Here is a 21,981-nt window from a genome sequence, read left to right as displayed (position 1 = left end):
CCCGGCACAGAAGGCATATCCTGACATGTAATCTAACCTACTGCCAGACCTCAATCATTGCATCGGCATTCGCTTTCAAACTGTTATACGCTTTCGCGGAGATCACATTCGTATTTTTTTGATGATCCAACAGCACTTTAAAACCAATCATTTGTTTGACAACCTTATCCGCAGATCCTGATTTTTCAAATTGGTCAACGCCCGCCAAATGAAGTTTCAAAGCTTGCGCTGCACCTGCTTTAAAGGCTCCCTCTTTGGCAAAGCTATCAATAATAGAACTTAGACCGGTTGCGCTAAGATTGCTTGCCAAAAGATTCGTATCGGTAATACTTTGATTAGGATCTGTCTCTGAAGTAGCCGTAAAGGCAAGGGTGGCCGGGGCAGTCTTGCCCTTCGGAATTTTCACGTATACCGGTACATTGACGGTTGCTCCAGGCTCCACAGCCACTACGTTTTTATCAAGTTGAACTGTCCAATCATTACCTGCAGAGGCGTTGACACGAATAAGATCCTTTGCCTCGCCGGTGTTAGTGACTTTAAAATTATATACTGCCACTTTGTCCTGGACGGCAGGCTTTATAGTTCCAGCGCTTACATTTACCCCGCGTTTATAGGCACCTGCACCATCCGTGTTACGGATGGCAACTTGATAACGAACTACGCCATCATTGTCTTTATGATTCCCTAAAATATAGAAATGAAGTTTGTTGTATGGATCGTTATACTCACTGACAATAGTATCTTTATCAATTGAACCATCGAACTTTCCTGCAACTAAACTTGCCCCACTCCCAGCTTTAAATAAAGCATCAAGAGTTTGACGGGGGTCCCCTTTGCCAACCATTGCTGTTGTGCCGTCAGGTCTTGTAAAATCTTTCAGATTGATATCCTCAGGATGTGAATCAACTACCCAAATATTCGGAGCAGTCTCCGCATTTTTTGTCTTGGCTATCAATACACCGGAGTCTGCTGCAAAGGAATCCGTGCCAAATCGGTCTACAACTTCAAGGGTATAGTTATCGTACAATCTATTGTTTAGAATATCATTACGCCAGTCACCGGCAAGGTAATCTGTAGGTGTTAAATCTTTCATGCTGATGTTGATACCGTAGAGTCCGGTCCGGCCAAATTCACTGCCAATTGGTGCTTGACGCGCGATAATATCTGCAAATACTGGTCCAGATTCTTTTAATTCATCACGGTTTATCTGCAAGACTTCATCTTCTTCAATAAATCCCTGCTTCATCTTATTACGAAGCATATGCGCTGCTGGTAAAGAAGCACCAAGAGTAGAAGGAATCATCCAGCGAGTATGTGTTCCACCGGGACCATTAAATGATCCACGGCTCATTGTTTCCCAATAACCCGAATAGGTTCTAGGGTCAAGAGCTGCATTATTATAGTTGTCGCCAAGGCCCCGGATATGACCAAATTCGTGAGCAAATGTGCCCATTCCATCACTTTCACCTTGAGTAGAAACACGAATCCTTTTCCCATTAATCGTTGCACTAGATGCAGCCGACCATATCGTTTTAGCTGCATAATAAGAAGTCCATGGTACATAACGAGTTTTTGCCCAGTTTGGCATGTTTTCAAATCCAGGTAAATCCGGTGGACCAAATGCATCAGGCACCGATTCTGGATTCAGGAACATCATTTCGCCGAGTTCCTGCCATACAGTTGACTCATCATAGCCGGCATGAACGATGAATGCAAAGTCATATTCTTCTCCCAAAGCGGCTATATCGGCGGCAGCGGCATTTATGCCATCCTGAAAAAGGTTTCCGCTTGTATAGTTACTTGGGAGTGTATTAGAGTTATGACTGCTTTCTAGCCCATATTGAAATTCATTTTTATCCAAACGGTATGGACCAAATGATTCAAGGGTTACGCCCCATTTTCCATTAGAGTTTTCTTTCCAAAAGCTATCTATTGTCTGGTAGTTGTTGAGTTTGCTAGGAACATTCAAGAAATTTTTCCACCACTCCCCTAGTTCTTCACGAGGAACAGCAGCCACTTGTGGGTTACCGACAAGTTCTGAGCCCTTAGGTTTTGTCAAGATAAAATCCTGATCCGGAAAGTCGACCAAAATCAAGGCCCCTTTAAGTTCTGTTTCCGGTTTAATATCGGTGTTATTCCAGTCAATACCCGGAATTGGATTATAATCATTCCACATCATATCCTCCGGATTCACCCATGACTGTGGGTCCACTGGGTCTGGCATTTTATCCAGCCCTGGCTCCACAGCAAAAGCGGCTGTTGAAGACATTGCAAGCAATAATGTGGTCGTTATTACTGTAATCTTATTTCTAAGTTTCAAATAAATTCTCCTCCTAAAATGGCCTACTTTATATGTAGGCTTATCTTTTCAAAGATTACCTGATGATGAACTCATGTCGTTCGTGTTATTAGCCCATTAATCGCCTCCTATTCACAACTTAAGGACATACTTGGTTATCTACCCCATCAAAGTCAGAAACCATAATCATTAATCGGACAATCACATGCAAAAGAAGCCATAATACTAATTTGGAAAGTTAAAAGAGAAGAATCTTGTAATGGAAGTTTTGTGTTGTGGAAAAATTTATGAGTTCTAAAAAAATATTCATAGATTCTCTGAATGGGGTAGTGTTAATTATAAGTATCTCACAATTAACAGAATATTAAAACTATTAAAATACTTTTACCAAAAAGCGTTTAATAAAAATGGGTTAAAAATGATAGTTAACTATCCATGTATTATAGAAGTGTTTTTTTATGAAGATCTCTTTCCTTAATAAGCCTAGGTGTAAGCTTACTGTTTATTACCTGTTATATTTCAAATGTATGTAATAATAAAAACTTGCTTAGGTAATGCATGTTGGCATGTGTATCGCACTTTTAGTCACAACCAAGATATAGGGGGAAAATCGAATTATTTAGAAGGAAGTCCAGATAGATAGATTGGTGCTTAACTTTTTACATAAATGAGGAACAGATATTTATCATTGTGATTTTCTTTGAGGAGCCTTAAGATTTCCAAGTGAGTTTGAGTGTTTCTTAATCATTTATATTTTATTACTTTATTGCCTGTTCATTATTTCCCTCAACTCTCAACCCCATTTTGTTGATGCATAAAAATGGTAAACTCTCTTAGAGTAACTATATATGTATAAACAACGAAAATCCCTATAACGTTTATAGAGTGGCCTTATGGGATGGAAGATTTTAAAAAAAGCATGAAGCACATGATAAAACCGAATGGGGCCGTCTAAGTCCTTTTTGAGTAAAATAATGGAAAAGTGAGGAGGTGGAAATGTTGTTAAACGTTTCTACCTCCTCACTTTTTGTTCAATTTGGGCTAAATCACCCCTCAGCCTAATTTTACTGATTATTCAGTTTTATAGTGATGAAAAAGCTCAAAACTACCCCTTATGATATGATTTCTTTATTTGACTCCATTGTAAATTTATCTTTTGTTTTCCCTTTCATGCTGTTAGCAACTAGCACGCAAATCATACTGAAGATAAATAAACCAAGAAAGAAAATCCATGCAACACGGTAGCTTTCAGTGAGATCATAGATTAAGCCGGAAACAATGACACCTAAGGAACCTGCTGCAACAAAGAAGACTTGTACGACTCCAAAAATTGCTCCGAAATCCTTGTTACCAAAAATATCGTTTGTCATGAATGGAGGTCCTAATGTCGAGATAACGACACTGAATCCAAAAGCAATCGCAAATAAGTACGCGAAAGCAGGGCCTTTTGCCAACAGGAGGGATAACATAGCAATAGTCATACATATCCCTACATAGATAGCTCCTCCAGCGGTACCGAACTTATCCAATACAGTACCTAAAATCAATTTCCCCACTGTGTTTGCGAGGGAAAGCAGGCCAAAAATCGTACCGGCAAAGATGGCGGGATGACCAATATCTATTAAATAAGCGGGAATATGCATCTGTACACCCCCTGCTACCAATGCAAAACAAACGATTCCTAGTACAAAAATCCAAAACATTACTGTCTTCTTGGCTTCGCCCATCATTAAGCCGCTCTTCGCTGTCTCTATATTCTCAGTTGCCTCCATTTTATCAGCACCAAGTGGGGCTAGTCCTTTTTCGGAAGGACTTTTCTTGGCAAATAGTAAAACAAACGGCAATGTTAAGACAATGAGAAGTATTCCCGCTATAACATAAGCCGTTCTCCATCCGTAGTTTGTGATGATGGTAGTTAGTACAGGACTAAGCACAGCAGCGCCTATTCCTGATCCAGCAAAGGCAAAACCCATGGCCTTTCCCTTTTTCTCATAAAACCAGTTCGTTACCATAATGGAAATGGGTATATTCGAAAAACCCGCGACACAGATACCTATCATAAACCCAACAATACAAAAGTATAGAGCCGAATTGGCTAATGAGTATGACATGAATCCCAAGCCCGCCACCACTACACAAATGGACATGATCAATCTCATATTTCCCTTAGCCAGTAGCTTTCCCATAAATGGAGAAGCTACTGCCACGCCAAGACCAGCTATGGAAAGAGCAATTGAAAAAGTGGTTCTGCTTATTCCTAAATCTTCAGTAACAGAAACCATAAATAGGCTGTGTAAAGAATTTATTATAGAGTAAGCGGCAAACATTATAAAGAACCCACATAATACAACATACCAACCATAGAATACGCCTTTAGTTCCTTGCTCCATACATAACCGCCTTTCTCCAACTACTTCAATTTACCTTCGAAGATTAACCGATATCAATATAACAAGTTTTCTCACGGGTGAATTCCATAATAGAATCCACACCGTATCCACTACTTTTTTGTCCACCGAAAGGCAACTCAGGACCTACTGTCCGGTATGTGTTGACCCAGACATTTCCGGACTCTAATTTCCGAATCATTCGGTGTGCCCGGTTCAAGTTCGTCGTCCAAACGCCTGCTCCTAAACCAAATTCAGTATCATTAGCCATAGCAATCGCTTCATCTTCCGTATCAAAAGGGATGACGGTCGCCACCGGACCGAATATTTCCTCCTGGCAAATTCGAAAGGAGTTACTATCCACCCTGATTAATGTAGGCTCAACCCAGTAACCTTCCGCTAAATGTGGCTGATTTGGCAATAGGTCCTTTCCTCCATGGCGACCGCCGATGATAATTTCTCTACCTTCTTTTTTACCTAATTCTATATACGAGCACACTTTTTCATATTGTGTTGCATTAGCAATTGGCCCCATTGCGCTTTCAGGATGCATCGGATCTCCTAGTTGGATATACTCGGTGATCACTTCTTTCATTTTGGTAACCATCTTTTCAATAATCGATCTTTGAATAAGGATCCTGGATCCACCTACACATATTTGGCCTGCATTCCCAGTGAAAATCCCATTGAGTGTAACCCCTTGTGCAGCTTTTTCAAGATCAGCATCTTCAAAGACGATGTTTGCTGATTTCCCACCAAGTTCAAACGTCATGGGCTTTGGATTTTTAGCCGTTGAATGGGCAATTGCCCTGGCCGTTGCCCCAGATCCAGTTAGGCTGACTCTATTCACGTTAGGATGACTGACCAATGTATTTCCTACTTCCACTCCATCCCCTGAAACAACATTCAGAGTACCAGGCGGAAGAACCTCATTAATTAATTCACCGTACCTTAATGACGCGACAGAGGCCAGTTCAGATGGTTTGATTATGACGGTATTCCCCGCAGCAAGGGCATAAGCTGCTTTAACAGTAAAAGTAAAAAGAGGTGAGTTCCATGGAAGTATTCCTACAACTACCCCATAAGGTTCCCGTAATGTATATCCAACACTCGATGAGCCCAACTGTACGGTATCTCCCTTACTTCCTACAGCTGTCGCTCCTGCTGCATCGTACCAGTAACTTGCTAAACTCGGAATGAGTCCGTAACTCGTTTCCCTAATGACCCACCCATTATCTCTAGTCTCTAACTCCGATAGTTCTTCGCCATGTTGGACAATCAGATCACCAATTTTCCTCAAATAGTTTGCCCGCTCCATAGCTGGTAGGGTAGACCAGCCCTCAAAAGCACTCCTCGCTGTCCTTACTGCCGATTTGGCATCTTCGACTGTACTGTTAGGAATAGTGGCCCAAACCTTTCCCGTAGATGGATTGATACTTTCTATTTGTCTTCCGGAAGAAGATTGAATTAAATTCCCGTTGATCATATTTTGAAAATCCCTAATTTCATTTGCTATTTTCAAAGTTCAACTCCGCCTTTCAAAATGAGTATATATTTCAAACAGGCATGATTACCGCACTTTCGTCATACCATCCTAATGCTGTTGCGGCTTGTTTATAAAACTGATCTGTACGGCCTAAATAATTCTCATAGAATCGGGCCCGCTTTACAAATAGCTGGCAATCCATTTCTTCTGTAAAACCAATTCCTCCATGAATTTGAATATTATCAGCGGAGATACGGGTAAAGGCATCCGTAGCAAAGATTCTTGCGCAAGCAATGGCCTGAACACGATCGGATGCATGACTTTCCAATGCCCAATTCGCATAATATGCCAAAGATCTTGCTGTTTCCAAATCCGTTTTCATATCTACTATTCTGTGTTTGATAGCCTGGAATCTTCCAATGGGTTGGCCAAACTGTTCACGAATTTTTGCGTACTCGGTAGCCATCTCCACTACTTTCTCCATAGCTCCCACTATTACAGCTGAAAGTGAAGCATTGAAGGAAAGTAAACCCTCTTGGAGAACATCCCAGCCTTTGTGAAGAGTTCCGAGGATTTGATTTCTTGGAATTTTAACGTTACTAAATGTAAGCTTTCCTAAGCTGCGCGTCTCATCCATGTTTTTTTGGTTTTGAATAGTCAGATTGGGATCGGTACGATTGACAATAACTAACGAAATCCCTTCTGTACCTTTTCCTATATCTGTGCGGACCGTTACGATAAAATGATCGGCTAACTCGGCATCTGGAACAAGCGATTTTACCCCATTTAATATCACTTGGTCATTTTCTACTTTTCCAGATAGATTAATTCCAGAAGGACCATAACTTCCGCCCCTCTCTAACCATGCAAGAGAAAATGATTGAGTCCCATTCGCTATATTGGGTAGATAGTTTTCTTTTTGTTCTTCCGTACCGAACTTTTCTAATAAGGGAACAGCCAATGCACTCGTTTCTAAATAAAGTCCTGGTACTAATGAACGACCGGATTCTTCAAGAACAGGTATTAAATCCAAAGGTCCTAATCCCATTCCTTCATATTCTTCTGATATATTAATACTAGTACAGCCTAATTCGGCCATTCCTCTTTGCAGGGCTAGTAATGATTCTGTATCACCCTTGATAAAATCACGAGCTGCCTTTGTTTGACCTGCATCATCTAAATACTTTCGGACATATCCCCGAAACATCTCTTGTTCTTGACTTAAAGAAAAATCCATTTTTCCTCACCCCTATTTAGACTTAGCGTCCCATATCCTTCGGTAAGCCTAGAATTCTTTCAGCAATTGTATTCTTTTGTATTTCACTCGTCCCACCGCCAATTGTCTGGCCGAATGAATAGAGATAATTATCTTGCCAATATGACTGACCTGAAATGGCATCTTCTTTCCATAGAAGGCCTTGATGACCTTGTAAGGAAATGGACTGAGAAAGCAAGTCCTTGGTAAGTTCACTTACCAATAACTTATCCATGGAACCCTCGGCTCCTGGATAACCATTTTTTATTGTTTTCGTTAAATTCCGATAATAATTTAAAAGAGAACCACGGGAACGAGTATATAAATCTATCATCGTTTTTCTAACAAGTGGATCGGCCATTAACGGCTTGTCATCCTCTTTCCATTCTTTTGTCAATGATACGAGGTCATTGAATTGCTGTTCCAATGTGAAAACCTGTGCTCCTATACCCGTTCTCTCATGCATAAGGAGCGCAATTGAAACCTTCCATCCTTCATCCACTTCTCCAACAATTTCAGCATCATATGCAATCGCGTCATTTAAATACACTTCATTAAAATCATGCTGCCCATCCATTTGAATGATAGGTCGCGTTTCCACTCCTGGTTGTTTCATATCCAAGAGGAACACCGTTATCCCTTTATGTTTCTTATCAAAACGATTTGTTCTAGCTAGTAAAAAGCATCGATCAGCTAGATGCCCAAAGCTTGTCCATACCTTTTGACCATTAATGATCCAACGGTCTCCATCTTTTACTGCACTCGTTTGGATGGCGGATAAATCTGATCCAGCGTTAGGCTCGGAATACCCTTGGCACCACACTTCTTCACCTGTGAGGATTTTTTGAATATACTTTGTTTTTTGTTCTTCCGTACCTATTTGCATAAGTGTTGGTGCAACCATATGTAGTCCAACATAATTCACCAAAGGAGGTGCTTTAACACGAACCATTTCCTGATGATAAACAATTTCCTCCATCAACGTAGCTTCCCGGCCACCATACTTTTTCGGCCAAGCAATTCCCGCCCAGCCCCCTTCGTATAACTTCCTTTGCCAATCTCTTAAAAAAGCGGCATATTCACCTTCATCCTTAGAAACCTGGCTAGATCCATTTAACCAACCTTCAGGTAAATTTTGTTCAAGCCACATTCTTAATTCATGTCGGAATTCTTCTTCCTTTGCTGAAAACGAAAAGTCCATTGTTTCTTTCCCCCTTTTTTACCAGTCTAAATTGAATGATCTATACTTGAATCCATTGTGGCAAAGAACGTTCTTCCGTCATTTTCTCCCAAGTCATCTTGACCTGCATTCCGATATGAACATCATCGGTAGGACACTGCTGAATATTCCCGATTAATTTGACATCAGGCAATTTATCTAATTCGACAATTGCAATGATGAGTGGTAAATCATCTTGGAATCCTGGCAGAAATGGACGATAGGAAATGATATACGAATAAACTTTCCCGTTTATGTCACTACCTTGACTTTCCCAACTTAGTTCCGTACTTCCGCATTTTGCACAACTTGGTCCAGGAGGATGCGAATATTCCTGACAGCTATTACACTTTTGTAGAATCAGTTCATGACGATCTGCCCCATCCCAATATGGGGTATTATCTTGGGTTTTTACCGGAATTGGTTTTTGATATTCCATCTTTTTCCCTCCTAGTTTCTAAGAATCATAGCTCCTGCGATATCAGGACCAGCCCAGCCAGTACATATACCTATTTCACAATTTTCCACCTGGCGATCTGTCCCTTTATATTCATGTCGGACTTGTCGAACAATTTCCAATACGTTATTCATCCCATGTGTATAGCCTTCTGATAACATTCCTCCAGCAGTATTCGATGGTAATTTCCCACCCATCCGTAAGTTTCCTTCGGCTACAAAATCCCCTACTTCGCCTCGTGGCGCGAATCCATAAGCCTCTAATTGACGTAGCACCACCCAGCTATAACAGTCATAAATGGACGCAACCTGAATATCTTCGGGTTTAACCCCTGCCATTTTATATACTTCAGGTGCAACATAGTCAGAAGCGACTTCATCTAAATTGTTCCAATAATGGGCATGTGACACACATTGCCTTGCAGATAAGCCCATGATGTAGACTGGTTTAGATTTACCATTTTTAGCTCGCTCTGCTGAAGTGACGATGATTGCATTTGCTTCATCTGACTCCATGCAGAAATCGTGCTTATTGAATGGATAACTTAAATATGGTGTATTTTTATATTCTTCCATCGTTAACGGTTTCCCGTAAAAATATGCTTTTGGATTTCTTTGGGCATGCTCATAAAAGCTCGTGCAGACATGTCCAAGATGCTCCTGGGTCAACCCGGTTTCATGCATATGGCGAGTCGCAAAAAGTCCGAACCACTGTGATGGGCTACCCGCTCCGTAAGGAATGATAAAGCTCCCACCTTCAATGGCCGATTGGAGCAGATTCACATCCCAACCTCCCCCGCCCATTCGGACGCCAGATCTCCCATTCATAGAGCGGTAGATTAATACCGTATTTAATTGCCCTGTTTCAATTAGACCAACAGCATCAGCAATTAACATCTCCGTGCTGCTTCCTCCACCCATAATATCGTTTACATATTTCGGACGAACGCCTAAATACGTGGCTAACTGATGTGAAGTGCAAGAATCATGTTCGGAATAACTCATGAAACCATCAATATCTTTCGCTTGAAGACCAGCATCATTCAATGCTGCCCGTGCTGCATCCAATGCCAAATGAAGGGGCGTTGTTCCAGAATTCTTGGATCGTTCACTCTCCCCAACTCCGACAATGGCGTAGCGATCTTTTATACTTCCCATAAAAAAGCCTCCCTTTTGATTTCTAAAGCAACCCCCTATTGAAATTGCAAGACGACTTGCCCTGATCCTACAACATGCTCTGGTTCTTTTTCTGCAATAAGATCCAGTTTGACAAAGCGTTTTCCCTCTTTCTCATACACATTTTTCACAAATGCTGAACAGGTAATTTGGTCTCCGGGTACAGTGATAGCACCGAATCTCATTTTAAAGTTCGTTGGCATAGCGGTATCCCCAGCCAATTTCATTACATATTCCCCTAGAAAGCCCATGACCAGCATTCCGTGAGCAATCACCCCTTGCATTCCTACTTTTTTGGCAAAGTCATCATCTGTATGGAGCGGATTGAAGTCCCCTGAAGCACCTGCATATTTGACTAATTGAACTTTTGTTACACTTGGCTTGGTAAGTGACTTGAGTCTTTGTCCTTCTTGTAAGCCTTCATAATTCAACATTTCCCTTTACTCCTCTCATTGGAAGTCTTCCTTTTGCTCCAATCGACTATTTATAAGCAATTATTACCTACTTAAACTGTAGATGATTTAGCTTTTAAGGGCCTATAGATAATATTCGTACGGCTTATCACAACCAATTTACCCGTTTCATCTCTGATTTCCGTATCGAGAACCACGAACTGCATAGGCCCTTTTTTTCCTTCACGTTCATACACATCAGAGACCTTCATCTGGCAATATAGTGTATCCCCCGGACGAATTGGGCGTTCATAGATGAATTCCTGCTCACCATGCAGCATTCTTCTTTGATCGAGCTTTAGATCCAAGTTTTCTCCACTATCTTGCCCTATTGCTATAGGGAAAGTGGGAGGAGCAATAATGCCTCCATATATTGTTTTTGCAGCATACTCTTCATCGATATATAAAAGATTAAAATCACCGATTGCTTCTGCAAATTGCCGTATATGCCTTTTTTCGACTTCAAATACAAATTGATTTCCAGTTAAACCCTTTAAATAACCCAACTCCATAGTTTGCTACCCCCTAATCGTTGTTTTCACTTCAGATTCGTTACCGATAACAAGCATCGCATCCGCTGCTTTAATTCCATCTCGATAAACAATTAGAGGATTTATATCCAGCTCTTTGATGGAATCTTTATAATCAGTGACCAAGGCTGAAACCTTTAGTAACACATCAATAATGGATTCGATATGAACCGGATCTTTTCCCCGCGTTCCTTTAAGGATGGCTTTTCCCTTGATCTCTTCAATCATTTCATGAGCATCTTTTCTCGAAATTGGCGCAACCCTAAGTGACACATCTTTGAAGACCTCTACAAATATCCCTCCCAGACCAAACATGATAACAGGTCCAAAAACCGGATCATTATTAGCCCCTATAATTACTTCCACACCTTCGGGGAGCATTTCCTGTACGGAAATTCCATTGATTATAGCGTCTGGTTTATACTTCAGTGCATTACGGGTTATTTCAGTGAAAGCTTTTACGACTTCTTGTTCGTCTTTCACATTCAATCGAATGGCATCTGCTTCTGTTTTATGTGGAATATCAGGGGAATCCACTTTTAAAACGACTGGGTACCCCATTTTTGTTGCAAAATTTGATGCTTCTTCAGCTGTTGTAGCTAAAGATCTCTTTGTAGTTGGAATTTGATAATGATCCAATATAGCGCTTGCTTCTGATTCACTCAGTGTCTTGCCAGCAGGCAATAGTTTTTCTATATCTTGCTTCTCTATCAACTTAGGAATTTCAAGTTGTTCAAATGCATGTAACTCCTTATTTTTTCGATAATATTCACTGTATTCGACTAATTTAGCAAATCCTCTGATTGGATTTAAATTACCCGGTACAACAGGAATTCCATTTTTAACAAGCTCTGCTGTGCCTTGAGGAATGGACATGCCTACCAGTGGGAAAGAGGTAATGAATATGAATTTGTCGGAAGCTTTACAAAGACCTATAAACTCTTTTAACAAAGGATGATCAGCATCCCAATAATTAGGAAACTCAGTGAAAATAATATTATCTACTTCAGGATCTTCAATAAGAGCCCTTAATGGAGCGATAAATAATTCTGGATTGGATACAGAGGCAGCAGCTGTTAAATCAACTGGGTTGGAAGCGCTTGCATAAGTAGGAATATTAAGCATGATTTTTTCCTTTGTTTTTTCACTTAGAGGAATGATGGTAAGACCATTTGCTTCACAACGGTCTGCTTCATTAATGCCTCTTCCTCCAGAACTTGTGATGATTACTGTATTTCTTCCTTTAGGCAACTTATTGGAAAGAAATAACTTTGAAAAAGAGATGATATCTTCATAATCATCAGCTCTGACAATACCGGATTGCGTAAAGAATGCATCATAAACATGATCCGAACCAGCGAGTGAACCAGTGTGAGAAGCAGCAGCTCTGCTTCCTGCTATACTTCTGCCTGTTTTCATGACAATGATTGGTTTATTTTTGTCCAGTGCGTCTTTAGCCAAAATTCTTAGCTTTTCTGGATTTTTAGATCCTTCCAAGTAGCCACTTATTACGCTTATTTTTGGATCATGGATCATATATTCCACGATATCCGAAAACTCGGTTTCCATTTCATTTCCGACACTCACAAAGTAGTTAAAGCTTAGTTCATTCTGTGCAGCAGCCATATATGTTAATACACCAAATGCCCCACTTTGCGAGACATACCCCACACCTTGTTGGCCATCCAACGGAACTGATAATATCGCAGGTGAAAACGTCCCGATTAATCCATTAGACAAATTAACTAACCCAACGCAGTTGGGACCGACTATTCGAATACCATTCTTTTTGGCAATCTCTGTGAGCACCTTCTGCTTTTCAATGCCTTCCTGTCCAGTTTCAGAAAAGCCCGCAGTAAAAATGATGGCCGCTTTAACATTCTTTTTTGCACATTCTTCTAACCCTTGCTGTACTTGTTCGGCATTTAAACAAAATATGGCCAAGTCAATATCGTTTGGTACATCCAATAAGGAAGGGTAACATTTTAATCCTTCAATCTCCTTCGCTTTGCGATTGATTGGATAAATCTCTCCGATAAATTCCCCATCCAAAAGTGTCTTCACTTGTAGATTACCAATCTTATATTTATTCGCAGATGCACCTAGTATGGCTACAGACCTAGGATTAAATAAAGGATCAAGCGATTGATTTGAAAGATCTATTTGATTTTCATTTGTCATACATTCTCCCCCAACCTCGTAATGTATAAATCATTTCTCTGTTTTCATCTTACATGTAGAGAAAAAAAGATAAGAAAATTAACTATCGCTAAATTCATATAAACATTAGGAGGTTAATTCATGTAAAACCTTTCATTTAACCTTGATGCAGCAAGGGATACAAGGAGACACTAAAAAAATTACGTTCTATATAACCCCGACTATGCGTGGGGATAGCCCCGACATCTGAACAAGATAAACGCTTAACTTTTTAGTTTGAAATAAAAAAGGAAACCCCGTTTAAGGATTTCCTATATAAACTCTATTAAATTTTTTCTACTGTTCCTTGGTGATACTTGAATTCGTACCTTTTCTTAGTTCAATAGGAAACCACTTAAAACCATAAGAATATTAAAAATAAAGTGCCAAAGAATCGAAGGAATCACACTTCTGCCTTTGATAGTAATCCCTCCATAAAACATTCCTCCAATTGAAAAGGCAATGCAAGTAACCCATGGAATTCCAAGTGAATAATGTTGCAATCCAAAACCCAAACTTGTTAGTACGACCGCCCATTTTTCACCTAATAGTTCTGAGAACCGATTCAGCAGATTACCTCTCCAAATAAGTTCTTCTAATACAGCATTTGTTATTGAAAATATGATGGTGAGTAGCCACATTTCTTTGATGGCGAACCAACCATTTTGAATAATGAAAGGTGTAAAGACAATAGTATTAACGATTAATGCTATGAATAGAAAAAACTTAACACTCGTTCGGTGAAAACCGGACCATATAAATGGAAAGTAAATCAGTTCATTCCATTGTGGTTTTTTCAAATATGCTATAAATGGAGACTTGGAAAAGAAAGATAAAATGAATAAGGGGACCAAAATTAGAATTAATGATACTCTACTGAAAAGTATGCGTAATTCCTTTGTTTCAAACTGTACCGTCCAATGAGTAATTGCATATAAATAAGCGGAAAATCCAACTCCAAATAGAATACTTGTGATAATAAACGATTTCATGGATTTATCGAAGGTTATAAAAATAAAAATAGACGTAATTAGCCATATACCAATAAGTAAATAATTGTTTAGTTGTAACGATATGATAAGGGATACAAATATAAATAATGAAGCGATATGTTTAAATACATATGACAATATGAAACATTCACCCCTCCGAAAACAGTAGTTGCATTAGGGCCAAATCCCTCCTGCTTACTTCGGGGGCTATAGTCCAATTCCTTCCCTTTTATTAGAGTGTAGTGTAGGAATTGGACTCTTTGGCTCAATGGAATTTAATGAGCGGAATTCGGCGTTTTAACCACTATGTATGATGAACCGTTTCATGTTTTTCCAACCATTTAAGCATTTTCATGCGAATTTTTTTTGATGGGACTTTAATTCCCCTCTCAATATTACTAACGTAAGGAGCAGAAATTTCTAGTTCTTCTGCCAATTGATATAGTGTAAGATTGAGCATTTTTCTAGTGTTTCTTATTTGCTTACCAATTTGTACATTCTTTTGGTTAGAATGTTTTTGTTCCGAATCATCAATAGTCTTTTTTTTCTCAATTGAACGATATTGTTCCATAATAATCTCCGGAGGTTCTATTAAAATCATGGAATTCAACCAAATATTCGCCCATCCTTTAAAATCCGCAATAGACTCGTCCCACTTTTCATAATGCCATGATGCAATTACTCCATCATCAAGTAACTTATCAAAAGCCTTTTCAAAACGTTCTCTTGTACGCGATGGAGTTCGAATATTCAACTCTTCCCCAATAGATTCCAAGAGCGTACTTGTTTTATTTGGCTGTAAAAAGGTTCCTTTTCTTGCTTGTGTCCTCCAACGCCAGCTTAAATATCTAGTAAGTCGTTTCTCCCACAGTTGTTTATAAGGGTTATATTGCAGGGCTTTAATTGAAAGAAGTGCAACCTGCCTGCCAGATCCATTCAAGAACTTCGCGAAAACCCGATCAATTGTAAAGGTAATCTTTTTCTTACATGTTTCCTCCGAAATGGAGTATTCTTCCCCCTTACGGTCGATAAAAATAAATGTCCGTCCTTGCAACCTTGTATGAACTGGTTTACCTTTTTCGTAGACGATCGCTTTTTGGATATTAATCCATATGCTTTGAATATTTGTAAGCGATTTCAAAACTTGTTCTCGTTGTTTCGCTTCATATCCCCCTCTTCGCCCATCTCCACCAAGTTTAGGTTTTAAGCCTCTTATGGATAGTAAATCACTCAGGTGAATTTCTATAATTTCTTCATTGTTTCTCGCCTTGGATAAAAAGAGGCTGCAAAGGGCATCGAATACATCCACATCCGCATCCGACAATGATTGTACTCTGTTCCATGCTTCGTCGGCTATACTCTGTTCCACATTTAGAGAGTGGTTGAATATAGGGATAATTTGTATAAATCCTTCTGTGTTTCCACGTAGAATAGGTGTTGATGGCCATGGAGCATTTCCGATTTTTTGAAAGTTCTTTTTATAAATGGCGTCTCTGACAGATTGGTACGGAGCACTATTCATTACCAGTAAATGGTCTTGAATAGTAAAGCTTGAAGAAAAATCCCTGATATTTGTTAATAATAAATCGGGTGTTCGAAAACCATCTTTCTTAATACAAAGAAGCTCTTCTATTTTTTTTACAGAACAAGATTCCAGATTGAAATGAATGATGATTAATTTAACCCATTCTTGTACATAGCCATTTACGATATCAATTAATTTCAATACAAAATCGGCGTCCTTAGCGAATTTATTCGTAAGTTGTTGATAGAATAATTTATTCAGTTCATCATTATCCAGTCTTGCCAAATGATTATTGCCTAACAAATCGACAATTTCCTCAATAATCCAATCTTTTATCTGATTCCTAAACCAACTATAAAAATTGACCCAAACAGTCTCCTTAGCCAAAAAGGTATCTGTTTTTAATTTGTTTTCCATTTGATAAATGGAATCTTCAATTAATTGTTTATCATTAAAAACAGCCTCGCTTTTTGAAGACATCTTTTCATATCTGCTTATAAGGTAAAACACAACATTCTGTGCTATTTGTGAAACGGTTTCATTTCGTGCTGTAATCCTTAGTTTAAAAAACAACTCTTCATTTTTTTTGTATGCCTCTTCCCAAATAACAAAAGATGTACTAAAACCTTCTTTAAATGTTTGAAAACCTGTCCGGCCTTTAGCCTTATGAATGTGATACATTTTATGAAAATCATTATATTGGTTGTTTGATTCATAGATGCAAAGCACCAAAAAGTTATTTATTTTGTTTGACCAGGGAAGAGTTGGCATGTTACCACTCGACTGGCTATTTGGTCTTTTTGTTTCGTTTTGCTTACCATCTATATTTTTTTGCATGAATACCTCCCCATTGAAATACGTAACCGCTCAAGATTTACTATTAAGATATAAAAAAAATGAGATGTATAACATGGAGTTAATGAAAGAGCAGGTAATAGCCATCCTATTACATATATTCAATAAGCATTAACTTTACCCTTCTTTTGAACTAGAGTAATTAAAATTTTCTTGCCTGATTGCTTATATAAGAAAACGGATCAAAATAAAAACTCCTCAATTTAGAGGAGTTCATTCTTGTGAGAATTCTTTTAATCTAGGTAAAATAGGCACCAATATTTCATTTGCTATGTAATCCGTTTCTAAACCGATAAACTGTTTTCCGTCCAATTCAACAGATCGGGCATACTCGGGATTGTTACAGAATATGAACGAGATAATTCCATTTTCTTCAGTCATGTCAACATATTTGAATGAAATATGATTTTGGGTCAAACAGCTTTCAAATGCAATACATAATTCGTCTAGGTTCGAATGGTCAATCGCTGAAAATTTCATTTTTAACATCTCCTCTGAATACAGGATAGCAAAATATTAGTTAGATTACAAAGGACATAACATAGTTACTTTTACACACTTTATCATCACCATGGCTACATGCTGTCATTTTGAACTGTATGGATAGCATGCCATGTCATGTCATCCTTCAATATGAATATTCCGGTGCCTGTCTCATATATTTATACAAACACCTTTTGAGGAGTGTGACAGCATGCAATCTTTTTATAAAGGAACGCTCATCTTGATAGTCGCAGCGTTTTTTGGTGAATGTATCGAGTTTTTTGTAAACATGATTCTCGCCAGGGAACTACAAGAGGAAGGCATGGGGCTTTACATGTCCATTTTGCCTGTATTCTTTCTGATATATGTAATTGCCAGTTTTGAATTGCATGTTTCGATTGCCAAGTTTGTCGCTGAAAACAAACCTGCATTACATTATAATTTACTGCTTCATGCCTTCAAATTGGCAACTGTGGTCGTGCTGATCATGTGTATCATCCTTCCTTTTATCCTTTCATTTTCTTCAATAATGGACGGGTTTCACCCATATATAAAATGGATGCTGATCGGTTTGATACCTATCGTCGCATTTTCCTCGATTGCAAGAGGTTATTTTATGGGTGTACAACAAATGAGCAAAATTGCAATCTCAAACTTTTTAAAGAAGATTTTTCAGTTCGGCCTGTTGCTCGTCATCTTTAACTTGTTTCAATTTAACCAGGAAAAGTCTTTGCTAATGGCCTTTTTCGTATTGGTAGGAAGTGAATTTCTTGTATTCTTATACTTGATCAGCATACTGATCCTTCAAGTTCGGATCATGGGCCGTGGTACGAATTTAAGGACCACAGGTAAACATGCCCGACAAAAGCTTTTGGAGGTATCCCTCCCAACTATGGGACTTAGAATCTTTCATGCAATCACTAATGCCATTCAACCCTTTCTTATTCATGCTGCGCTTCTTTCAGCAGGGTTTGGTGCCGTTCTTGCAACCGAGCACTTTGGGATGTTAACGGGTGTCGCGATGACTATAGGTTTCTTTCCGGCATTTATTGCTCATTCTCTAATGATCATGCTTATTCCGACTGTATCGGAAGCTCACAAAAATCAGGATAAAGAAAAGCTTAGAGTCCTGTTACAAAAATCAATGTGGTTTACGGTTATGTATGGAGTCCCAGCCGTACTCATTATCTATTTATTTGCGGAACCTCTGACAGCACTCTTCTTTTCTTCCACAACAGCTTCTCTTTATTTGAAAATGCTTTGTCCTTATTTCCTTTTCCACTTTTTCATCATACCGATGCAAGCCTACCTCATTGGATTAGGTCTCGTCAAAGATGCATTCATCCATACCGTGTGGGCTCATATTGTTTCCTTTACCCTAATGTATATTCTTGGATCTCAAGCTGTCCTTAATATGGAAGGCGTTATCTTGGGTATGAATACAGGTGCTGTTTTAATTACATTAATGCATTACTTAACCATCTGTAAAAAAATCGGGATAAGCCTCTGGTTGACGAAATCCAAACAAAACGTTTATTAATAATGGATTGTTTGGACAATTTGGTCATTCAAAATCCCAACCATCTTGCTTAATGCTTGTACACGTAACCTATTTCCAGAAACTGATCTATAAGGATTTTGAAAAATATTTGTCCCTTTTCCTGTACTTATGTCGCTATTTGATGTATATTTCAACATACTTGGGTATTAATCAAGCAATGTGGTTTAAACTAAGCATAGACTATTAATGGAGTGATTTCATGAGCAAGGCTAAAGCTAAGAGTGGAACAGGTAAGGGAACAGGAACAGGTACGGGCAAGAAGGGTTGGAATCGTTGGAAAACGGGAGCCAATAAGAAAAAGAGTGCCAAGCCGTACGTAAGTAAGGGCGTCAAACATGGCAATGATTCCAAAGCCAATGGTAACGATTCGAGTAGTAAAAGCGAGAAATAATTAATCCACTTAATCGAGTGGCTACAAATAAACTTTCTTGTCTCAGATTCTAATACGGGTTATTCATTCAATTAAATCCATAGAAGAAGATTGGACAATTAAATAATGAGATTAATAAAGGAAAGACACTACCCAATTTGGAAGTGTCTTTTTTGTTCTATGAGGTAAATGAGATGTATGTAGAAAGAATAAGAAGAAGATTTTGTGCTATCTAATATTACTTTTGGGTTTAGTAGGATTGCTTTTTTTGGGTGAAAGCTTTGTATTATAGGTATTTGTAGCTTTTTTAACCGTATCCGTCACTGAATGAATGGCTTCCCCGACGTCTTGGGCCGAGTCGAATAATGGTTCCACTGTTTTGATCTTCCCTTTCACATCCACAGTGATATCGTTCGCTGTATGAATAAGTTGTTTTGATTCGGATGAAAGGTCCTGTATCGCTCCTCTCACATCAATCAATGTTTTATTTGCCTCCCCTAACGTCACCATCACTTTTTGTAATGTACCAATCAAGAAAACAACCAACCAAATGAAAGCCAATGCGATTGCTGCGACGCTATATTCCATAACCATGAAAAAATCCCCCTTAAACTCAAAAAATTCATTACATGCATATTGCCGTAGTTTAGATGTATATGTTAGTAATTCTCGGGGTGCATGGTCCTAATATGAAATCTTTTATTTGATTTTGATGTGTACTCCCTCTGGCTGGTTATTAGGAGCAGTCGGATTTGAAGGAATTTCTGAATCGGTCCTGCTTCCTTCTTTGATGGTACTGGTGACGTTATGAATCATTTCGCCAACATCTTGGGCCGATTCCAATAACGGATCTACATTACTCATTTTCCCTTTTACATCAACGGTAATTTGGTTCGCGGTATGGATTAATTGTTTGGATTCATCTGTTAACCCATGAACCGCCTTCCTTACCTCTTCTAGGGTTTTATTGGTTTCCTCAAGCGTACCCATTCCTTTTCGAAGCGTCTTGTTTAAATTATAAATCAAATAGACGACAGCTCCGGAAACACTAGCCACGCTTAATTTAATATACATGCAAGCAACCTCCTTTTCTTTAAATTTATGCACTAGCTTCCCTATTCATTCCGTTAAAAGATTTTGCTTGCCCTGTTCTTCTCAACCTGGATTTTTTGCTATGTTCGACTATGTCTGTACTTTATCTGTTTGGCTATTCATGTTTTGAAAATTGTTATTAAGGAAATAGATGTAGACAATATGAGATAACCATTAAGGAGGAACTTACTTATGTCACACGAAAATTATCAGTCAGTCATTCAAACTTTGCACGAATGCATGACTGCATGCAACCATTGTTTTGATGCTTGCTTAAAAGAAGAGAACGTAAAGATGATGGCCGAGTGCATCCGCTTGGATCGAGAATGCGCGGATATGTGTTCATACTTGGAACAAGCATTAGGAAGAAATACACCATTCGTTTCTGAATTGGCAGCTACCTGTGCTAAGATTTGTGAAAGTTGCGGGAATGAATGTAAAAAGCATGATCATGAACATTGTCAGAAATGTGCCCAGGCTTGCTTAACGTGTGCAGAAGAATGCAGGAAACTTGCAGCATAACTTCATATAAAGGGATAGGGTGCTCTATCCCTTTATAATTTTGTTTTTTTCTTCCTAATGATTGATGTTAATTTATTTAAACTATACTTTGAGTTGAAAGATCAAATAATATATTCTACCGAGGTTCATGCTAAAATTATTGGTTGGCATTTCACTTGAATTCTCATACTTTGCATCCCTCCATCCTCAAAGTTATTAAACTTGGCTATTTTAGGAATACTAGTCTTAAAACAGGAGGGTAATGTGCATGGCAAATCAAAAAGTTTCCGGTGAGAACGATAAGGGGAAAAAAGTATCAACTATAGATAAGAAAGAGAAAGAAAACGAGGTAACTCGACTCAATCGATTATTAGGAGCCGTCATGAGGTATTTATCCGACGACGAGCAAGAAGAAATTGACATCGAGTACTTATTGGAAAATACGGATGGTTTGAGGGAATGGTGGGATCAATACCGCGAGCTTGACCGAAAACGGGTTGAAGAAAAAATTAAAAGTTCCCTTGCAGAGCTTCCTGTTGAAGAGTTGGAATTAATCCTTGAACAGATACGTAATAAAGTGAATGGAGGCTGATTGCTCACTTCATTGAAATAACTAGTAACGCAAGTGGCTCTGTTTCATATATCCCTATCCTATGGATATGTTGTCCATATCTTTTTCTAATGGGTCAAATATCTTGGTTTCCCATTTCCCAGGCAATTCCCTAATCATATCAAGAACTTTCATTCGAAGGCTTTACGCGACAGTGGGACCTCTATAGAAAATTCCCAACCCCATTCATAGCACCGAAATAGGTTAAGTGTTATATTAGGGGTATCTACTTTTAATTTTGGAGAGTGATCAATATTCTATATTTAATCGCCATTCTTTTTCCTCCTCTAGCCGTCTTATTGGCCGGTAAACCAATTCAAGCCTTGCTTAACTTGATTCTCACCTTATTTTTCTACGTTCCAGGCCTAATTCATGCCATTTTGGTTGTTCATGACAAAAAAGCGGATAATCGAATGAAGCATCAAGCTGCCTTGATTGCAAAGTCCAATCGAAAAAAATGAATTCAACTCAAAAACCCCGTATATCTGCCACCATGTAAAGGTGTACCATATCCGGGGTTTTTCTTTATTATT

Annotated in this window: 20 protein-coding genes; 5 read left to right on the top strand and 15 right to left on the bottom strand. The window is 38.8% G+C overall.

Annotation, left to right across the window (positions count from 1 at the left end):
* Positions 1–37 precede the first annotated feature (37 nt).
* From ACQKIC_RS10660 to ACQKIC_RS10600, 13 genes are all read right to left on the bottom strand, one after another.
* Positions 38–2,320 carry a M6 family metalloprotease domain-containing protein gene (locus tag ACQKIC_RS10660; RefSeq protein ID WP_407407311.1) on the bottom strand — a complete coding sequence of 761 codons (2,283 nt, stop codon included), beginning with the start codon at positions 2,318–2,320 and terminating at the stop codon, positions 38–40.
* A 1,091-nt stretch (positions 2,321–3,411) separates the two neighbouring features.
* The gene (locus tag ACQKIC_RS10655) at positions 3,412–4,689 is read right to left on the bottom strand and encodes an MFS transporter (protein WP_402992021.1); all 1,278 of its coding nucleotides are present in this window, start codon (positions 4,687–4,689) and stop codon (positions 3,412–3,414) included.
* A gap of 43 nt (positions 4,690–4,732) precedes the next feature.
* On the bottom strand, positions 4,733–6,208 hold the full coding sequence (locus tag ACQKIC_RS10650; RefSeq protein WP_427591334.1) for an aldehyde dehydrogenase family protein: 1,476 nt from the start codon (positions 6,206–6,208) through the stop codon (positions 4,733–4,735).
* Between the two features lie 34 nt (positions 6,209–6,242).
* On the bottom strand, positions 6,243–7,409 hold the full coding sequence (locus tag ACQKIC_RS10645; RefSeq protein ID WP_427591335.1) for an acyl-CoA dehydrogenase family protein: 1,167 nt from the start codon (positions 7,407–7,409) through the stop codon (positions 6,243–6,245).
* A gap of 22 nt (positions 7,410–7,431) precedes the next feature.
* Positions 7,432–8,628, bottom strand: a complete 1,197-nt coding sequence (locus ACQKIC_RS10640) for an acyl-CoA dehydrogenase family protein (RefSeq protein ID WP_427591336.1) — start codon at positions 8,626–8,628, stop codon at positions 7,432–7,434.
* Between the two features lie 40 nt (positions 8,629–8,668).
* Positions 8,669–9,085: a Zn-ribbon domain-containing OB-fold protein gene (locus ACQKIC_RS10635; RefSeq protein WP_402959526.1), complete on the bottom strand. Its 417-nt coding sequence runs from the start codon at positions 9,083–9,085 to the stop codon at positions 8,669–8,671.
* 11 nt (positions 9,086–9,096) lie between these two features.
* The gene (locus ACQKIC_RS10630) at positions 9,097–10,260 is read right to left on the bottom strand and encodes a thiolase C-terminal domain-containing protein (protein ID WP_402970346.1); all 1,164 of its coding nucleotides are present in this window, start codon (positions 10,258–10,260) and stop codon (positions 9,097–9,099) included.
* A 35-nt stretch (positions 10,261–10,295) separates the two neighbouring features.
* Positions 10,296–10,712, bottom strand: a complete 417-nt coding sequence (locus ACQKIC_RS10625; RefSeq protein ID WP_402872843.1) for a MaoC/PaaZ C-terminal domain-containing protein — start codon at positions 10,710–10,712, stop codon at positions 10,296–10,298.
* A 71-nt stretch (positions 10,713–10,783) separates the two neighbouring features.
* The gene (locus tag ACQKIC_RS10620) at positions 10,784–11,242 is read right to left on the bottom strand and encodes a MaoC family dehydratase N-terminal domain-containing protein (RefSeq protein ID WP_427591338.1); all 459 of its coding nucleotides are present in this window, start codon (positions 11,240–11,242) and stop codon (positions 10,784–10,786) included.
* Between the two features lie 6 nt (positions 11,243–11,248).
* A complete protein-coding gene (locus ACQKIC_RS10615) occupies positions 11,249–13,441 on the bottom strand; it encodes an acetate--CoA ligase family protein (protein ID WP_427591339.1) in 2,193 nt (730 codons plus the stop codon).
* Positions 13,442–13,794: 353 nt separating this feature from the next.
* Entirely contained in the window at positions 13,795–14,451 is a 657-nt protein-coding gene (locus ACQKIC_RS10610) for a CPBP family intramembrane glutamic endopeptidase (RefSeq protein ID WP_427668623.1), read from the bottom strand.
* A gap of 304 nt (positions 14,452–14,755) precedes the next feature.
* Entirely contained in the window at positions 14,756–16,813 is a 2,058-nt protein-coding gene (locus tag ACQKIC_RS10605) for a helix-turn-helix domain-containing protein (protein ID WP_427591340.1), read from the bottom strand.
* Positions 16,814–17,044: 231 nt separating this feature from the next.
* Positions 17,045–17,311 (bottom strand): hypothetical protein, encoded by a 267-nt coding sequence (locus ACQKIC_RS10600; RefSeq protein ID WP_402992035.1) that lies wholly within the window; start codon positions 17,309–17,311, stop codon positions 17,045–17,047.
* Positions 17,312–17,525: 214 nt separating this feature from the next.
* Here ACQKIC_RS10600 and ACQKIC_RS10595 point away from each other — a divergent pair, with 214 nt between their 5' ends.
* Entirely contained in the window at positions 17,526–18,854 is a 1,329-nt protein-coding gene (locus ACQKIC_RS10595) for a polysaccharide biosynthesis protein (RefSeq protein WP_402992037.1), read from the top strand.
* A 220-nt stretch (positions 18,855–19,074) separates the two neighbouring features.
* A complete protein-coding gene (locus tag ACQKIC_RS10590) occupies positions 19,075–19,266 on the top strand; it encodes a DUF3934 family protein (protein ID WP_402872824.1) in 192 nt (63 codons plus the stop codon).
* A 207-nt stretch (positions 19,267–19,473) separates the two neighbouring features.
* On the opposite strand, the gene ACQKIC_RS10585 is transcribed toward ACQKIC_RS10590, so the two are convergent.
* Together ACQKIC_RS10585 and ACQKIC_RS10580 are read right to left on the bottom strand one after the other, a co-directional pair.
* Complete coding sequence (locus ACQKIC_RS10585) at positions 19,474–19,839, bottom strand: DUF948 domain-containing protein (protein WP_402872821.1); 366 nt, start codon at positions 19,837–19,839, stop codon at positions 19,474–19,476.
* 105 nt (positions 19,840–19,944) lie between these two features.
* On the bottom strand, positions 19,945–20,319 hold the full coding sequence (locus ACQKIC_RS10580) for a DUF948 domain-containing protein (protein WP_402872818.1): 375 nt from the start codon (positions 20,317–20,319) through the stop codon (positions 19,945–19,947).
* Positions 20,320–20,529: 210 nt separating this feature from the next.
* Between ACQKIC_RS10580 and ACQKIC_RS10575 the strand changes: the two genes are divergently transcribed.
* From ACQKIC_RS10575 to ACQKIC_RS10565, 3 genes are all read left to right on the top strand, one after another.
* Complete coding sequence (locus tag ACQKIC_RS10575; protein ID WP_402959511.1) at positions 20,530–20,859, top strand: four-helix bundle copper-binding protein; 330 nt, start codon at positions 20,530–20,532, stop codon at positions 20,857–20,859.
* A gap of 247 nt (positions 20,860–21,106) precedes the next feature.
* Positions 21,107–21,430, top strand: a complete 324-nt coding sequence (locus ACQKIC_RS10570; protein ID WP_402959509.1) for a hypothetical protein — start codon at positions 21,107–21,109, stop codon at positions 21,428–21,430.
* Positions 21,431–21,702: 272 nt separating this feature from the next.
* Entirely contained in the window at positions 21,703–21,909 is a 207-nt protein-coding gene (locus ACQKIC_RS10565; protein ID WP_402873212.1) for a YqaE/Pmp3 family membrane protein, read from the top strand.
* The last annotated feature ends 72 nt before the right edge of the window (positions 21,910–21,981 follow it).

It is taken from the genome of Peribacillus sp. NPDC046944, from assembly GCF_050272735.1.
GTDB lineage: Bacteria > Bacillota > Bacilli > Bacillales > DSM-1321 > Peribacillus.
Note: the sequence above shows the minus strand (reverse complement) of the source record. Positions and strands in the feature narration are given on the sequence as shown.

Bases quoted from the DNA above. Each gene is read 5' to 3' on its own strand.
- ACQKIC_RS10625 (WP_402872843.1), bottom strand. From the start codon at position 10,712: ATGTTGAATTATGAAGGCTTACAAGAAGGACAAAGACTCAAGTCACTT.
- ACQKIC_RS10605 (WP_427591340.1), bottom strand. From the start codon at position 16,813: ATGCAAAAAAATATAGATGGTAAGCAAAACGAAACAAAAAGACCAAAT.
- ACQKIC_RS10590 (WP_402872824.1), top strand. From the start codon at position 19,075: ATGAGCAAGGCTAAAGCTAAGAGTGGAACAGGTAAGGGAACAGGAACA.
- ACQKIC_RS10655 (WP_402992021.1), bottom strand. From the start codon at position 4,689: ATGGAGCAAGGAACTAAAGGCGTATTCTATGGTTGGTATGTTGTATTA.
- ACQKIC_RS10570 (WP_402959509.1), top strand. From the start codon at position 21,107: ATGGCAAATCAAAAAGTTTCCGGTGAGAACGATAAGGGGAAAAAAGTA.
- ACQKIC_RS10575 (WP_402959511.1), top strand. From the start codon at position 20,530: ATGTCACACGAAAATTATCAGTCAGTCATTCAAACTTTGCACGAATGC.
- ACQKIC_RS10580 (WP_402872818.1), bottom strand. From the start codon at position 20,319: ATGTATATTAAATTAAGCGTGGCTAGTGTTTCCGGAGCTGTCGTCTAT.
- ACQKIC_RS10640 (WP_427591336.1), bottom strand. From the start codon at position 8,628: ATGGACTTTTCGTTTTCAGCAAAGGAAGAAGAATTCCGACATGAATTA.
- ACQKIC_RS10630 (WP_402970346.1), bottom strand. From the start codon at position 10,260: ATGGGAAGTATAAAAGATCGCTACGCCATTGTCGGAGTTGGGGAGAGT.
- ACQKIC_RS10610 (WP_427668623.1), bottom strand. From the start codon at position 14,451: ATGAAATCGTTTATTATCACAAGTATTCTATTTGGAGTTGGATTTTCC.
- ACQKIC_RS10600 (WP_402992035.1), bottom strand. From the start codon at position 17,311: ATGAAATTTTCAGCGATTGACCATTCGAACCTAGACGAATTATGTATT.
- ACQKIC_RS10635 (WP_402959526.1), bottom strand. From the start codon at position 9,085: ATGGAATATCAAAAACCAATTCCGGTAAAAACCCAAGATAATACCCCA.
- ACQKIC_RS10645 (WP_427591335.1), bottom strand. From the start codon at position 7,409: ATGGATTTTTCTTTAAGTCAAGAACAAGAGATGTTTCGGGGATATGTC.
- ACQKIC_RS10620 (WP_427591338.1), bottom strand. From the start codon at position 11,242: ATGGAGTTGGGTTATTTAAAGGGTTTAACTGGAAATCAATTTGTATTT.
- ACQKIC_RS10615 (WP_427591339.1), bottom strand. From the start codon at position 13,441: ATGACAAATGAAAATCAAATAGATCTTTCAAATCAATCGCTTGATCCT.
- ACQKIC_RS10585 (WP_402872821.1), bottom strand. From the start codon at position 19,839: ATGGTTATGGAATATAGCGTCGCAGCAATCGCATTGGCTTTCATTTGG.
- ACQKIC_RS10595 (WP_402992037.1), top strand. From the start codon at position 17,526: ATGCAATCTTTTTATAAAGGAACGCTCATCTTGATAGTCGCAGCGTTT.